The following is a 15,496-nucleotide window of genomic DNA, read 5'->3' as shown; positions in this document are numbered from 1 at the left end:
TTCCGTCCGTTGATCTCACATCTCTGCGCTGGCGGATCAGGTGTCGGAGTCTCACACTACGACCGCGGCTACGACACCCTCGCGGCCAGGACGGACCCGCACTTCGCGAGCGTCTGGCTGGCCAGGCGCGTCAGCCTGTGACCGCAATATCGACTGTCAACGCGGCCACCCGCGACGGTCGGCACGACAACAAAGCACCGTTGACCGATCGATTGTTTCCGATTGGTTGCCAAGCGGCACCTCGCAGCCGCGTGGGATAGCCTGACAGCCAGTCCGTTGGGTGTGCCCCATCTCACGCGCGTCCCAAGAAGCCACCATCCCAGGGAGCTCAATGCCACCGCTAGACATCACCGACGAGCGGCTCACGCGCGAAGACACGGGCTATCACAAAGGCCTCCATAGCCGGCAACTGCAAATGATCGCTCTCGGTGGTGCCATCGGTACCGGCCTTTTTCTCGGCGCCGGCGGCCGCCTTGCATCGGCGGGGCCCGGTTTGTTCCTGGTCTATGGGATCTGCGGCATCTTCGTGTTCCTGATCCTGCGCGCGCTCGGCGAACTGGTGCTGCACCGTCCGTCCTCGGGGTCATTCGTGTCCTACGCCCGCGAGTTCTACGGGGAAAAGGTGGCCTTCGTCGCCGGGTGGATGTACTTCCTGAACTGGGCGATGACGGGGATCGTCGATACCACCGCGATCGCGCACTATTGCCATTACTGGCGGGCGTTTCAACCCATCCCCCAGTGGACGCTGGCGTTGATCGCGCTGCTGGTCGTGTTGTCGATGAACCTGATCTCGGTCAGGCTCTTCGGCGAGCTGGAGTTCTGGGCCTCATTGATCAAGGTGATCGCGCTGGTTACGTTTCTGATCGTCGGTACGGTCTTTCTCGCTGGGCGCTACAAGATCGACGGCCAGGAGACCGGGGTCTCCCTGTGGAGCAGCCATGGAGGCATCGTGCCAACCGGTCTGCTGCCCATAGTGCTGGTCACCTCGGGGGTGGTATTCGCCTACGCCGCAATCGAACTGGTGGGCATCGCGGCCGGGGAAACAGCCGAACCGGCAAAGATCATGCCGCGCGCGATCAACTCTGTGGTGTTGCGCATCGCGTGCTTCTACGTCGGGTCGACTGTCCTGCTGGCCCTGCTGCTGCCCTATACCGCCTACAAAGAACATGTCAGCCCGTTCGTGACCTTCTTTTCCAAGATCGGTATCGACGCGGCGGGCAGCGTGATGAACCTCGTCGTGCTCACCGCCGCGCTGTCGAGCCTCAACGCCGGACTGTATTCCACCGGACGGATCCTGCGATCAATGGCGATCAACGGCAGCGGCCCGAGGTTCACCGCACCAATGTCGAAGACCGGCGTGCCGTACGGCGGGATCCTGCTCACCGCCGGTATCGGCCTGTTGGGCATCATTCTCAACGCCATCAAACCGAGCCAAGCCTTCGAGATCGTGCTCCACATCGCCGCGACGGGAGTCATCGCGGCCTGGGCGACGATCGTGGCTTGCCAGCTGCGGCTCCACCGGATGGCGAACGCCGGGCAGCTGCAGCGGCCGAAATTCCGGATGCCGCTTTCACCGTTCAGCGGCTATCTGACGCTGGCTTTCCTGGCCGGCGTGCTGATCCTGATGTACTTCGACGAACAACACGGTCCCTGGATGATCGCCGCAACGGTGATCGGTGTACCGGCCCTCATCGGTGGCTGGTATTTGGTCCGCAATCGTGTGACGGCCGTCGCGCACCACGCCATCGACCACACCAAGAGTGTCGCGGTCGTCCATTCGGCGGATCCAATCTGAGGTCCACGTCGACATCGCGACCACTAGCCAAGTCGCCGCACTCAACAGCCTCGACGTCGGGCACTGTGCGCAGGTATGCGGCCGCGCCCTGCCAGACCGCTGCGGGATACCAAGGCACGGCCAAGGACTCGAGCCACCACCTTGGCATTGACATCGGGCGTGTCGATCACATGCAGGACGGCGTAGTCGGCGTGCTCGCGGTCGGCCTGGGCCAGACCCGCACGCACTGACGCGCTCAGCCCCTGCTGCCAGTCCGGCGCGGTAATCGCGGTGACACCGGCCGGTGCCGACACCTCGACAGCACCCAGCACCAAAATAACGTCGTTACAACCACCGTCGCGCAACGCCCCGACCGCGGTGTCCAGCCACCCGTCAACCAGCACTTTCGGCTTGCCATACCACCGGCCCGCACCCGCGGCCAGCAAGACTCCCACGACCGTTGACGGCAACAACGCCATTCTCCGATTATGCGGGCCGTTGCAGAAGCGCGTCACTGCAGTAAATTGCGGGACCTCGCGCGTAACCTACTCCCGATATCTCAGATTTCCGGGGAGTAGCGCGTGCGGCTATCGCTCATTGCACGGGGTATGGCGGCCCTGCTGGCGGCTACCGCGCTAGTTGCCGGCTGCAACACCACCATCGACGGCAGGCCGGTCGCTTCGCCAGGGTCGGGACCTACCGAGCCGACTTTTCCGACGCCTAGGCCAACTACCGCGCCGCCGGGGACCACCGCCCCGACGCTACCGACGACACCGGTCAGCCCGACCGCGCCGGCCGGCGCCATTCCGCTCCCGCCTGACTCCAACGGTTACGTCTTCATCGAAACCAAGTCCGGAATGACGCGTTGCCAGATCAATAGGGACAGCGTTGGCTGCGAGGCACCGTTCACCAACTCCCCCTTGCGAGATGGTGAGCACGCCAACGGCATCCACATCACCGCCGGCGGCTCCGTGCAGTGGGTGTTGGGCAATCTGGGCGCCATCCCCACCGTCAGCATCGACTACCGAACCTATGAAGCGCAGGGCTGGACCATCGACGCCACCACCGATGGCACCCGCTTCACGAACAACCGCACGGGCCATGGCATGTTCGTCAGCATCGAGAAGGTCGACACATTCTGAGCGCATGCCCTTATGACCCTTGTGCCCCGAGCTGCCGTCGCTGCCCCTTGGGCTCGAAAACATGTTCCACCCGGTGGCTGATCACCGTTGCGTTGGCGCCACCAGTCACGCCCACCACTGTGACACCCGAGGGCCTGACGCGTCAGCGGCGAGCAGAGAACTCCGCCACCATCGCCTCGGCGCTGCGCACCGCCGCGCGACAGGCCCTGGTAGTGAACGGATCGTTGAGTGGATGCGCCGCACGGCGACGCCAGTGTTGCGCTGCGGCCAGCGCGGCGCGCGGGGCCTCGCGAGAATTCGCGGGATCCAGGCCCAGCCGAGCGGCGGCACTGGTGCCCGACCCGCCGATGATGCGGCGCAGCGACGCGATTTCGTCGTCGTTCAATGTCGTTGCCCGCGAAGGCAAAAGGCTTAGCATTCGGAGTTCTTCGAAGGCGTGGGTGTCGGCTAGCAACGGGTCGATGTCGGCAATGACGTACGGGGTCGCCGGCACCGGATGCGTCTGCACGAATCGGCGCAAGGAGACCAAGGCGGTATGCGCCTTAAGCATGTCGGAGCGCTGCGCGAACTGCTGGTCTATCACATTGCGCAGCGCCACCAGCCCGCTGCGCTCCAGCAGTTCGGCGGCCAGCCCGGTCGAATCGGTCACGCCGGCCGCCAGCACGGCAATCGACATCCGGATGCCGAACATGCCGAACCGCTCGAGCAATTGCGCACGGATGCCCGCGTCCACCGGTAGCGGACTGTCCCGGCGCACAAAACGGTCCACGCTCAGCAGGGCCCTATTGAGCTCGGTGCGCTCGGCACCGGCCAGCTTGCGCAGCGCGATGAACTCGGTCTGGCGCAGTGTGCGCGCGGTCAGCGCAAGAAGTCCGGATACCGGCACCACCGCCTGGCAAATGCCCATCTGGTTCAGTTCGCGGGTGAACCGCTTGGCCACGTCGTTGGCCGAGAGCATCGCGTCGATGCGGCCCGCGCCGATCTCATCCGCGCGAGACGCCACCCCGATGATGCCCAGGGCTCCCACCGACCCGCCGACCAGCCCACCGATCTGTTTGAGCAGCGCGACGTCAGCGGCGTTCAGGGTGCGCAACAGGAACACCACCGCATCCACCCGAGGCACCCCGTCGGCGGGGACCAGCAGCCGCAACGTGCGCTCGGAGGCATCGCATGCCAACGACGACGTTCCCGGGGTGTCAACAATGGTGGCGTCGATGAGTTCCTCGGCTGGCCACTCGACTTCCAGGTCGATCAGCTCGGCCGGGTTGATCCTGCGCAGGTCGAAACTCAGCCCGCCCCGACGGGTGATCGGCACGTTGGCGCGTCGACCGCCGCGATGGTTGGCGGTGACCCGCGGTGTCGGACCGTGCCGGAACCAGGTCACAATCCGGGTGGCCTCGGTGGCATCGGTCGGAGCGATGTCGTCGCCGACAAGGGCGTTGACGAGAGTGGATTTTCCGGCCTTGAGTGTGCCAGCCAACGCGATGCGCAGCGGTTCGGCTAGGCGCGCACCGATGCGGTCCAGCTGGCAAAAAACGTCGCCACGCTGACGATAGGCCGGCGCACCCCGGTAGGCCTGGATGGTTGCGTGCAGAATCGCGCGGACCCGGTCGCTGGTGCTCACGCTCGTCCCAAGCTCGCCCGGGGCGTCAAGGTTGGCTCCAAGCCGGCAAGGTTGTCGTTGACCTGGCTCAGGATACCCAATTGCCGCTGAAGTTCCCGAATTCGATTGTCCCGCTCGGTTTCCGCCACCTGCGCCGCCGCGATGGTCGCCTGCAGGGACTCGGTGAGCGACCGGGTGATCTCTTCGGCGATCTCGCGGTAGTGGTCGCGCAGCAGACGCTGGATCATCTTGAGCCGATCCCGTGATTGTTTGCTGACGACGAACGAAATGTCGTCGACGAAGCGCCGCACATTGGCCTTGGCCTCGCTGCGCACCCGCAGCAACCGGTTTTGTTTGTCCTCTTTATATGCCATCCGGCCGAGGATCAACCCGGCCCCCACCGATAGCGGGTTGAACAACCCAAGTCCGACCACCGACGACAGCATGCCAATCATGACCACGCCGCCATAGGAACCCCGCATGCCGATAATCATTTTCTGGCCCCGGCGCAGCGGTTTCGATTCCATCCGGCCCAGCGCTTTGAGCCGGCCGAAGTCGGTGCCCATGACGTGGGGGCTCAGCTCTGCTGACAGGACCGAGTCCAACCCCGCGTCGGCAAAGGAGCGAGCGACGTCGTCGGCCAACGCTTCGGAACGCTGGTATGCCCACACGAAGTTGTCGCCGACCGCTGTGGCGATCGCATTCTCGACGTCGTTGCCAATCTCGGCCCAATGCGCAGTCGGGTCACAGGAGTCGATCTGGCGCTCGGCGTCTTCGGTGACGGTGCGGAAGCGGGTTCGTAGGTCGTGGTCCACGTCAGCAGTCAGGTCGTTGAACCCGTCGCCCAGCACCTGCTGCCACAGCGCTGTCTGTTGCACCGCCTGCTGGGCTTCCCGTTTGCGCCGCTCCAAATCCGAAGCAAGTCGGTCACGGAGGTTCGGGTCGTTGACCACCGATAGTTCGGAACCTAGAGACACCGCCAATTGCTCTGTTGCCGAACGTATTTCGCCGAGTACCCCAGCACGCACTCGCTCCGTCGCGCGGGAAAGCACCTGCTCGCTGAGAAACTTGACGATCGCCGGAAAGTTGGACTCTTCGTTGAGCTCTTTGTCGTTAAGCGTGACCGCGTGGCTGCGCAACAGTGATGAGACTGCGATGATCGGCATCGGAACCCGGGCCCGCTGCAGATGTGCTGCATTGGCATTGACGATCTCCCGCCAGCGCGGATACAGGTCGGTCTTGGTGGCCACGACCGCCCCGACCGGACAGATCTGGTGGGCCTGCCGCACGAACCACATCTCGGGTTCGGTGAATTCCTGGCTGGTGTCGCTGACCACCAAGACGGCATCGGCCTCGGGTAGCAGCCCCAGCGTCGCCGACAGGTGGGGCTGTCCGAGGCCGCCCACACCCGGAGTATCGATAAACGCCAGCCCGCCCCGCAGCAGCGGGCTGGGCGCGCCGACCTCGACCCGCAACACCTCGCGGCCACCGGCGTGCGGAGCCCGACGCACATCGGTGCTGATGTCATCGACGGGAATGTCAACCGCTGCGGTTGTCCCGTCGGGCCCGGCGGCCAGCACAAGCCGGGCCGACGGTTGGGCGCTGTAGCTTACGACGGTGATCACCACGGTGGCCTCGTCATCGCCTACTCGCGCCGCGGGCAGGTTGAGCAACGAATTGAGCAATTGACTCTTGCCCTGTTTGAGCAGCCCGGCGATCACCACACGGACCTGCGGGTCGGTGATCCGCTGGCGAGCCCGCGTCAACCGCTGTACTAGATCACCACGCTCGTTCAGTTTGGCGATGGCGATAGTGTGATCGATCAGTTCGACGATCACACCGACCCGACGTGGGTCATCGGGCTGGGTCACCGTGTCGCCCCACTTTCTCGCTCGTTTACGCCTCAGATCACGGTATGCGCACAAACCGGCGGGGACCATGAACGTCCCCACCGGTTCGTGAAATCGGCTCGCGAATCAGAACCCGGGTAGTCCGAAAAGGCCGTACGACGGCAGTTCGATGGGCGCCGGCGGCGTGTGCGTCACCGGCGGCTCGTGACCGACGTCAAACACCGAATGGCTCGGCGGCTTATCGTGGACCGGCGGCTCGACCGGCGTGTGCTGCGGTTGGGTAACCGCCGGCGTGTGCTCGGCCGCCGTGGTCATCGGCTGGGCCCGCGCCGGAACTTGCGGTGCCGGCGCATCGGTCACTGGCGGGTTCATGCCGCCATAGCCGCCGGTACCGCCGTGGATCAGGGGGCCACTGGGCAGGACCAAGCCATGCTCGACGGGCGTGACACCGGCGTTGACCGTGTCGACACTGCCCAGTGCGGCTCCCTCGTGGCCCAGGATGTCGCCGTGTGCCCCGCCGACCCCGGCCGCGGTTGCCCCGCCGACCCCGCCAACCACTCCAGCAGCCGCCTCGGTCTTGGCCACCACGCCAGCCGCGCCCAGGGCCGCCGGCTGAGGAGTCGGGTGCCCGACCGCTCCGAAGCCCAACCCGGCGCCGCCAGCGGCGCCGGCCTGACCACCCACACCGACACCGGCTAACGGGCCCGACAGATGAGGCATAGCAGCGCCGTTCAAGGCAGCGCCTTCACTGGCGATCAACCCCGCCTGGCCGCTTGCGTTGGAAGCCAACACTGCGTTGCTGCTGACCCCGGTCAGGCCGCTGACATTGCCGACGCCGCCGAGCCCACCACCGGCTGAGACACCGATCTGGCTAGCGATGCCCGCCTGGCCGCCGACACCAGCGCCGACACCAGCGCCAACGGCACCCTGGCCGGCAACTCCGATCTGGCCATTGCCGCCTAGGCGACCGCCGACGCCGGCACCGATAGCCCCGGCCGCGCTCCCACCGATCACACCGCCGGCCTGACCACCCAGACCCAGGCCAACCCCGCCGCCAAAGCCCATACCGGCCTGAGCACCCAGACCCGTCCCAATACCTAACCCAGCACCAACCTGAGCGCCGACCTCGGCCTCAATCACGGCAGTAAAACCCAGACCGACCTGGGCAGCCAAGCCGACCTGACCGCCGAAACCACCGCTTGACGCGGCGAGAGCCAGGCCACCCTGACCCAGGAACCCAGCACCCAGTCCGCTAGCCAGGCCCGCACCGACATCGGTCGTGATGACGCTTGCCACCCCCGCGCCCGCGTCACCGGCGAAGCCGACATTGGCGACGTCCTGCGCAAAGCCATGCCGAGCGGCGACGGCCTGCCGCAATCCGCTCATGGGGTCGCCGGCACCCAGATTCAGACCCGGCACCACATTGGCCGCCACCGATGAGATTTGGTGCGGCGCGATATCGATCAGCCCGGCACTGGTCATGGCCCGTCCCGGAGCGGCAACGAACGACCGGGCGGCGTCTTCGCTGCGGAACAGGCTCAGGATGTAATCGATAAGCGAGGTCATCTTCATTTCCCTTCAATCGAAGAAGCTGTTCGCCGGCGTGACCGGCGCTGTGCCATCGACGCTATGGATTCCGCCTCACCCCGAAATCGGGGTCTGATCCGCAAGCCGGCCAAACACCTATCGGGATCGGCCTGGCCGCCGCGTTAGGGGATTAGGGGAAATGGGGCACCCCTACGCCGGTCCGGAACTTATCCGTGGATGTCGTAGCCGTGATGATCGGGCTCGACGGTATGTGGGTCAACGACCGGGTGGTTCCAGACAGCCGGATGGTCTGTCGGCAATCCCCCGTCCTCGCTGGTCGTGTCGGGTATTTCAGCGCTCGTGAGCAGCGCCGACGTCTCATGTGGACCGGCTCGGAAGGGGCGCGGATCGGTGGGTGTCACGCCCGGTCCGGGTGGGGTCGGCTGGTTGAGAACGCTGCCGACCGCACCGTGCTGTTGGACAACACCCGCATCGGCGTGTGGGGCGAACGCATCAAGCGCAGCCGTGGCCGCGCCGCTCGCCCAAACGTTGCCACGATCGCCAGCGTGTGCCCCGCCAGCGGCTCCGATGGGTTCGGACATCGACAACGAATCCGACACCACCGGGATCAGGCTGTTCACATCCGCTCTGGTCACGTCGGTAAGGTGAGCTTCGGCGATCGACCGCTCGGGGTTCGCGGCGTAACGTGCGGCCGCTTCCGGGTCGCGCACAAGCGAGATGACAAAGTCGAGCAACGAGTTTGCCACTACCCGCCTCCTTGCCCCACCCCCGTTAGTCCCGTGTTAGCACGATGCTATCGGTTGAGGCCGCGTCCGTGTTCGGTGCGGAACCCGCCGGCCCCGGGGCGCCGTTAGGGGATGGCCGCATTAGGGGAAATGCGGGGCTGCGGGACGGGCTGGGGCTATGGTGAGGGAGCCGCCGCCGACCAGCCGTGCAGCACAGGGGGTGCAAGAACCGTGGCCAAGCATACGACGCATCGGTGACCGATTCCCTCACCGAGGTCCCGCCGGCAGCACGCCGTGCCCTCCTGGAACTCGCGAATGCCCCGACGGTACCGGTCAAGGTCCTGATCACCGGGGGCATCGGAACGGGCAAGACCACCGTTCTGGCTGCCGCCCGCGACACACTGCGCCGCTCGGGACTCACCGTGCTGGCATGCCCGCCGCCAGACGGCGAACCGCCGGAGACCGCGCTCGTCATCGACGACGCCCAGTTGCTCACCGATACCGAATTGCTCCGGCTCACCGAGCGCGTGGCCGATTCACGGCTGACGGTGGTGGCGGCCGCGGAAGCCCGCGAGCACCACCGGGCACTACGAGCCCTGACGATGGCGCTCGAACGGGACCGGCCACGAATCTCGCTCGGTCCACTTCCGGTTGCCGAGCACCTGCGAGATTGCACCGCGGGACTGCCGTTCCTCATTCATGCGGTTTCCGCCAGGGCACAGGCTCCCGCGCAAGCGGCCAAGGTGGCCCTCATCGAGCGGCTGCGCCGCCTCGACGAACCCACTCTGGACACCCTGCTCATGATGTCGCTAACCCACGAGCTAGGGGTCAGCGATGTAGCTGCTGCACTTGGGATTTCGGTAACGGATGCCCGCGGATTGGTCGATCGTGCGCACGCCAGCGGACTGATCGAGTCGTCACACACCGCGGCGTTTCTGCAGTCAGTCCATGATGCGATCGCTCAGATCGTCGGCAATGCACACCACCACGAGGTCGAAACCTCGCTGTTACGCTCACAACTCGATATCTCGCCGGTGTCGGCGGAGCTAGCGCTGCGACTGGCCGAACACGGGCTGCGCGACGAGCGGCTGGCGGACATCCTCACGCGGTACGCCGCGGACACCCGCGACGCTTCGGTCCGTTGCGCACGGCTGTACCGCGCCGCGGTCCATGCCGGCGCCAAAGGATTGACGGTCCGCCTGGCCGACGCACTGGCCCGCACCGGCGACTGTACGGCCGCGGCAACACTAGCCGACGATCTGCTCAGCTCCCCGGATGCCACCGAACGCGCTGCCGCGGTGCGGGTTGCGGCCAGCGTCGCGGTCCACGACGGCAACACGGGACACGCAGCCGAGTTGTTCGGCTGGCTGGGCCCACACCCGGACACGATGGTGAGCTCGGCCGCCACGATCGTGTTCGCCGCGAACGGCGACCTGGCGACGGCGCGTGCCACCCTGCGACTCAAGGATGCCGGTCCACCGACGATGGCAGCGCGTTGCGCGCGCAACCTCGCCGAGGGGCTGCTGCTGACCATGGATCAGCCGTATCCGGTCGCGATGGCAAAACTGGGCCAAGCCATTGCCACCGAACAATCGCTCAGCCAAGTCATTCCGGACAGCCCGGCAGCGCTGGTTACCTTGGCCGCGATACACGCCGGCGATCAGGTCCGCGCCCGCAGTGTGATCGGGCGTGCCGTGCGAGCCGGCGCCGACCCGCTGTTCCAGCGTCGGCACCTGCTGCTTTCCGGCTGGATCAAAATGCAAGAGGGGCAATTGCCGTCGGCAAGCGCGGACGTCGCGGCGGCCAGCGCCGGCACGCACCTGCACCGGCGCGACGCGTTGTGGGCCGCGGCACTGCAAACCGCGATCTCGCGTCGCACCGGCGATATCGGTGCGCTGCAACAGCATTGGTATGCGGCGATGGAAGCGCTGGCCGAGTATTCGCTCGATCTGTTCGCCCTGCTGCCACTTGGTGAACTGTGGGTCGCGGCCGCCCGAATGCGCCAGGTTGACCAGCTACAACACACCCTGGATCAGGCGCTCACGCTGCTGGATTCGCTGGGCAACCCCGCCCTGTGGTCGAACTCACTGCATTGGGCTGGAGTGCACGCTGGAATCCTCGCCAATTCGCCGGAATCGGTGGCACCGCACGGACAGGCCCTCGGTGCAATGGTCGCCCACAGCACGCTCGCGCAGGCCCTGTCGGATGCCGGTCGCACCTGGCTGCGGGTCCTGGCCGAAAACGTCGACGCCGACGAGGTCACCGTGGCGGCGCGGTCCCTGTCACACGTCGGCCTGACGTCGGATGCGACCCGACTGGCAGGTCAGGCCGCATTGCAAACATCCGACGCACGGGTGTCCGGTGCCATGCTGCAGTTGGCGCGGGATCTTAAGCTGGGCAACGATTTCGGCGAGCCCCCCAGCGGGGCCGGCGACACGGAACCAGCTTCCGGTACCCCGCCGGCACCGCGCCAGCCACCGGCGGGCTCGCCGCTATCCGATCGCGAACGCGAAGTCGCCGAGCTACTGCTACTGGGCATGCCCTATCGCGACATTGGCGCCCGGCTGTTCATCTCAGCGAAGACGGTCGAGCACCACGTCGCCCGGATACGCCAGCGGCTGGGCGCTGGCTCCCGGTCGGAGATGTTGTCGATGCTGCGGGCCATGCTGGCCCCGGAGAGCTTAACCGCAGATGAGAGGCGTTGACGACCGGTAGGTTAGGACAGCCTTTCTCGCGGCGAAAGTCGCACAGATGTCAGGATGAGCAGGTTATGCAGGGGTTCCATTGAGTGCTACGAATTGGGGTGACCTTCCGTGACCACGCAAACGCTCATCAGGCTGATACTGGGCATGAGCATGACCGCGGTGGTGGGGGTGTTCGCTCTGCGGCGAGTCTGGTGGCTTTACAAGCTGGTCATGTCCGGGCAGCCGGCCAGCGGGCGAACCGACAACCTCGGCACCCGCATCTGGACCCAGATCTCCGAGGTTCTAGGGCAGCGCCGACTGTTGAAATGGTCGATCCCGGGCCTGGCGCACTTTTTCACCATGTGGGGCTTCTTCATCCTGCTCACCGTCTATATCGAGGCTTACGGCCTGCTGTTCGAGGAGAGATTCCACATCCCGGTCATCGGCCGGTGGGACGCGTTGGGCTTCCTGCAGGACTTCTTTGCCACCGCCGTCTTTCTCGGTATCACGACCTTCGCCATCATCCGTATCCTGCGCAACCCCCGCGAGATCGGTCGGAGCTCCCGGTTCTACGGATCGCACAACGGCGGCGCGTGGCTCGTCCTGTTGATGATCTTCAACGTCATCTGGACCTACGTGTTGGTCCGCGGCTCAGCGGTCAACAACGGCACCCTGCCCTACGGCAACGGGGCCTTCCTATCGCAGCTATTCGGCGCGATTCTTCGCCCCCTCGGGCAGCCCGCCAACGAAATCATCGAAACCACAGCGCTGTTGCTGCACATCGGGGTCATGCTTGCGTTCCTGATCCTCGTTTTGCATTCCAAGCACCTGCACATCTTCCTGGCGCCCATTAACGTCACGTTCAAACGGCTGCCGGATGGGCTGGGCCCGCTGTTGCCGCTCGAAGCCGATGGCAAACCAATCGACTTCGAGAATCCCAGCGAGGATGCCGTATTCGGCCGCGGCAAGATCGAAGACTTCACCTGGAAGGGGATGCTCGACTTCGCTACCTGCACCGAGTGCGGACGCTGTCAGTCGCAATGCCCGGCCTGGAACACCGGCAAACCGTTGTCGCCCAAGCTGGTCATCATGGACCTGCGCGACCATTGGATGGCCAAGGCGCCCTACATCCTGGGCCAAAAGGATGCCAGCGCGGGCGGCGAGGCCGGTCACCAAGAGCATCATCACGTGCCGGAATCGGGGTTCGGTCGAGTGCCCGGGCATGGACCGGAGCAGGCGACTCGCCCGCTGGTCGGCACCGAGGAACAGGGTGGCGTTATCGATCCCGACGTCTTGTGGTCATGTGTGACCTGTGGTGCCTGCGTCGAGCAGTGCCCGGTGGATATCGAACATGTCGATCACATCGTCGATATGCGCCGCTACCAGGTGATGATGGAGTCGGAGTTCCCCTCCGAGCTGTCGGTGCTGTTCAAGAACCTGGAGACCAAGGGCAACCCGTGGGGTCAGAACGCCTCAGATCGCACCAACTGGATCGACGAGGTTGACTTCGACGTCCCCGTGTACGGCCAGGACGTCGACAGCTTCGACGGCTACGAGTACCTGTTCTGGGTGGGTTGTGCGGGCGCCTACGACGACAAGGCCAAGAAGACCACCAAGGCCGTCGCCGAGCTGCTCGCCGTCGCCGGGGTGAAATACTTGGTGCTGGGCGCTGGGGAAACCTGCAACGGCGACTCGGCGCGCCGCTCCGGCAACGAGTTCCTCTTCCAGCAGCTGGCACAACAGGCCGTCGAGACCCTGGACGGTTTGTTCGAGGGTGTGGAGACCGTCGACCGCAAGATCGTTGTCACCTGCCCGCACTGCTTCAACACCATCGGCAAGGAATATCGGCAGCTGGGCGCCAACTACACCGTGCTGCACCACACCCAGCTGCTCAATCGGTTGGTGCGCGACAAGAGGCTGGTCCCTGTCACTCCGGTTTCTCAGGACATCACCTACCACGACCCGTGCTACCTGGGTCGGCACAACAAGGTCTACGAGGCACCACGGGAGCTGATCGGTGCCGCGGGGGCCAGCCTGACCGAGATGCCGCGCCATGCCGACCGCAGCTTTTGTTGCGGCGCAGGCGGCGCCCGCATGTGGATGGAAGAACACATCGGCAAGCGGATCAACCATGAACGCGTCGATGAGGCGCTGGCCACCGATGCCACCGCAATCGCCACCGCGTGCCCATTCTGCCGGGTGATGGTCACCGACGGTGTGAACGATCGGCAGGAAGAAGCCGGCCGCAGCGGCGTCGAGGTGCTCGACGTGGCCCAGGTGCTACTCGGATCACTAGACCACGACAAGGCGCAGCTGCCGGCCAAGGGTACGGCCGCCAAACAGGCTCAGGAGCGCGCCCCGAAAGCCGCTCCTAAGGCTGCCGCACCGGTGACGCCCGTGGAGGCACCCGCCGAGGCACCACAGGCGCCAGCGCCGGCCGCTCCCGCAGCACCCGTGAAAGGCCTCGGCATGGCCGCCGGCGCCAAGCGGCCTGGCGCCAAGAAAGCGGCCCCAACGCCCGCGGCCCCGGCTGCGCCCGCCGCGCCCGTTAAAGGGCTGGGTATTGCCGCCGGCGCCAAGCGGCCCGGGGCGAAAAAGACACCTCCCCCGGCTCCTGGGCTCGCCGAGCCAGCAGCCCAGCCGCAACCCGAAGCAAAGCCGCAACCGGAGCCCGCCGCACCGCCAAAGCCGCAAACCGACGGTGATCCGGCTGCACCGGCCGCGCCGGTGAAAGGGCTGGGCATTGCGCGCGGGGCCCGTCCACCGGGCAAACGCTGATCACGATTTGGCACCTGACAGCAAATTCCAGTGGACAACGATGGCACCATTGTGGACGTGACAACCCACCAGCTGCCCTGGCACACCGCCAGCCATCAGCGGCAGCGCGCCTTCGCTCAGTCGGCCAAGCTGCAGGACGTCCTGTACGAGATCCGCGGCCCGGTGCACCAGCACGCCGCGCGGCTCGAAGCCGAAGGTCACCGCATCCTCAAACTCAACATCGGCAACCCGGCGCCGTTCGGCTTCGAAGCACCCGACGTGATCATGCGCGATATCATCCAGGCGCTGCCCTACGCGCAGGGGTACTCCGACTCGCAGGGCATCCTGTCGGCCCGGCGTGCGGTGGTCACGCGCTACGAGCTGGTGCCCGGATTTCCCCGATTCGACGTGGACGACGTCTACCTGGGTAACGGGGTCTCCGAGCTGATCACGATGACGCTGCAAGCCCTGCTGGACAACGGCGATCAGGTGCTGATTCCATCACCGGACTACCCGCTGTGGACGGCGTCGACCTCGCTGGCTGGCGGCACTCCGGTCCACTACCTGTGCGATGAGACCCAAGGCTGGCAGCCCGATATCGCCGACCTGGAATCCAAGATCACCGAGCGCACCAAGGCGCTGGTCGTGATCAACCCCAACAACCCAACCGGCGCGGTGTACAGCTGCGAAATCCTCACCCAGATGGTCGATCTGGCCCGCAAGCATCAACTGCTGCTGTTGGCGGACGAAATCTACGACAAAATCCTCTACGACGACGCCAAGCACATCAGCCTGGCATCGATCGCCCCGGATATGTTGTGCCTGACCTTCAATGGGCTGTCGAAGGCCTACCGCGTCGCCGGATACCGGGCCGGCTGGCTGGCGATCACCGGACCCAAGGAGCACGCCAGCAGCTTCATCGAGGGCATCGGCCTGCTGGCCAATATGCGGTTGTGCCCAAATGTCCCGGCCCAGCATGCCATTCAGGTTGCACTGGGCGGCCATCAGAGCATCGAGGACCTGGTGCTGCCCGGCGGCCGGCTGCTCGAGCAGCGCGACATCGCCTGGACCAAGCTCAACGAGATCCCGGGGGTGTCGTGCGTCAAACCGGCGGGCGCGCTGTATGCGTTTCCCCGGCTAGACCCCGAGGTCTACGACATCGACGACGACGAGCAACTCGTGCTCGATCTGCTGCTGTCGGAGAAGATCCTGGTCACCCAGGGCACCGGGTTCAACTGGCCCGCACCGGATCATCTGCGCCTGGTGACGCTGCCATGGTCCCGCGATCTGGCGGCCGCCATCGAGCGGCTGGGTAACTTCCTGGTCAGTTACCGGCAATAGCAGCCGACGCACGTGATGCCCTGGGGGTGGCAGCGCGGCCGGGCGCCCTTAAGCCGGCGCGGCGGCGTCGAG

The 15,496-nt window shown here is 65.7% G+C and carries 9 protein-coding genes and 1 pseudogene; 5 read left to right on the top strand and 5 right to left on the bottom strand.

The window, feature by feature from the left end:
* The first annotated feature begins 331 nt into the window (after positions 1–331).
* On the top strand, positions 332–1,795 hold the full coding sequence (locus FF952_RS01835; protein ID WP_003898409.1) for an amino acid permease: 1,464 nt from the start codon (positions 332–334) through the stop codon (positions 1,793–1,795).
* Here FF952_RS01835 and FF952_RS01830 read toward each other — a convergent pair.
* Positions 1,689–2,253, bottom strand: a pseudogene (locus tag FF952_RS01830) (nucleotidyltransferase family protein). The gene FF952_RS01835 and the pseudogene FF952_RS01830 overlap by 107 nt on opposite strands.
* Before the next feature lie 102 nt (positions 2,254–2,355).
* Here FF952_RS01830 and FF952_RS01825 point away from each other — a divergent pair.
* The gene (locus FF952_RS01825; RefSeq protein WP_003401751.1) at positions 2,356–2,916 is read left to right on the top strand and encodes a hypothetical protein; all 561 of its coding nucleotides are present in this window, start codon (positions 2,356–2,358) and stop codon (positions 2,914–2,916) included.
* A 142-nt stretch (positions 2,917–3,058) separates the two neighbouring features.
* Here FF952_RS01825 and iniC read toward each other — a convergent pair whose 3' ends face one another.
* The 4 genes from iniC to FF952_RS01805 form a co-directional block, all read right to left on the bottom strand.
* A complete protein-coding gene (gene iniC, locus FF952_RS01820) occupies positions 3,059–4,540 on the bottom strand; it encodes an isoniazid-induced dynamin-like GTPase IniC (protein ID WP_003401747.1) in 1,482 nt (493 codons plus the stop codon).
* On the bottom strand, positions 4,537–6,390 hold the full coding sequence (gene iniA / locus FF952_RS01815) for an isoniazid-induced dynamin-like GTPase IniA (protein ID WP_031652133.1): 1,854 nt from the start codon (positions 6,388–6,390) through the stop codon (positions 4,537–4,539). The genes iniC and iniA overlap by 4 nt, the downstream gene beginning before the upstream one ends.
* 105 nt (positions 6,391–6,495) lie before the next feature.
* Entirely contained in the window at positions 6,496–7,935 is a 1,440-nt protein-coding gene (gene iniB, locus FF952_RS01810) for an isoniazid-induced protein IniB (RefSeq protein ID WP_003901837.1), read from the bottom strand.
* 188 nt (positions 7,936–8,123) lie between these two features.
* Positions 8,124–8,663 carry an Rv0340 family IniB-related protein gene (locus tag FF952_RS01805; RefSeq protein WP_003401737.1) on the bottom strand — a complete coding sequence of 180 codons (540 nt, stop codon included), beginning with the start codon at positions 8,661–8,663 and terminating at the stop codon, positions 8,124–8,126.
* Between the two features lie 185 nt (positions 8,664–8,848).
* Between FF952_RS01805 and iniR the strand changes: the two genes are divergently transcribed.
* The 3 genes from iniR to FF952_RS01790 all read left to right on the top strand — a co-directional run bounded on the left by iniR (position 8,849) and on the right by FF952_RS01790 (position 15,424).
* Complete coding sequence (gene iniR / locus FF952_RS01800) at positions 8,849–11,347, top strand: isoniazid response ATPase/transcriptional regulator IniR (protein WP_003904387.1); 2,499 nt, start codon at positions 8,849–8,851, stop codon at positions 11,345–11,347.
* 108 nt (positions 11,348–11,455) lie between these two features.
* A complete protein-coding gene (locus FF952_RS01795; protein ID WP_003401734.1) occupies positions 11,456–14,104 on the top strand; it encodes a (Fe-S)-binding protein in 2,649 nt (882 codons plus the stop codon).
* 30 nt (positions 14,105–14,134) lie between these two features.
* A complete protein-coding gene (locus FF952_RS01790; RefSeq protein WP_003401733.1) occupies positions 14,135–15,424 on the top strand; it encodes a pyridoxal phosphate-dependent aminotransferase in 1,290 nt (429 codons plus the stop codon).
* Positions 15,425–15,496: the final 72 nt, after the last annotated feature.

This window comes from Mycobacterium tuberculosis complex sp. N0072 (genome assembly GCF_030323725.1).
Taxonomy (GTDB): domain Bacteria; phylum Actinomycetota; class Actinomycetes; order Mycobacteriales; family Mycobacteriaceae; genus Mycobacterium; species Mycobacterium tuberculosis.
The sequence above is the reverse complement of the archived record's forward strand: the minus strand, read 5'-3'. Positions and strand labels throughout refer to the sequence as shown.

Coding starts and splice junctions, on each gene's coding strand:
- FF952_RS01835 (WP_003898409.1), top strand. CDS start 332: ATGCCACCGCTAGACATCACCGACGAGCGGCTCACGCGCGAAGACACG.
- iniB (WP_003901837.1), bottom strand. CDS start 7,935: ATGACCTCGCTTATCGATTACATCCTGAGCCTGTTCCGCAGCGAAGAC.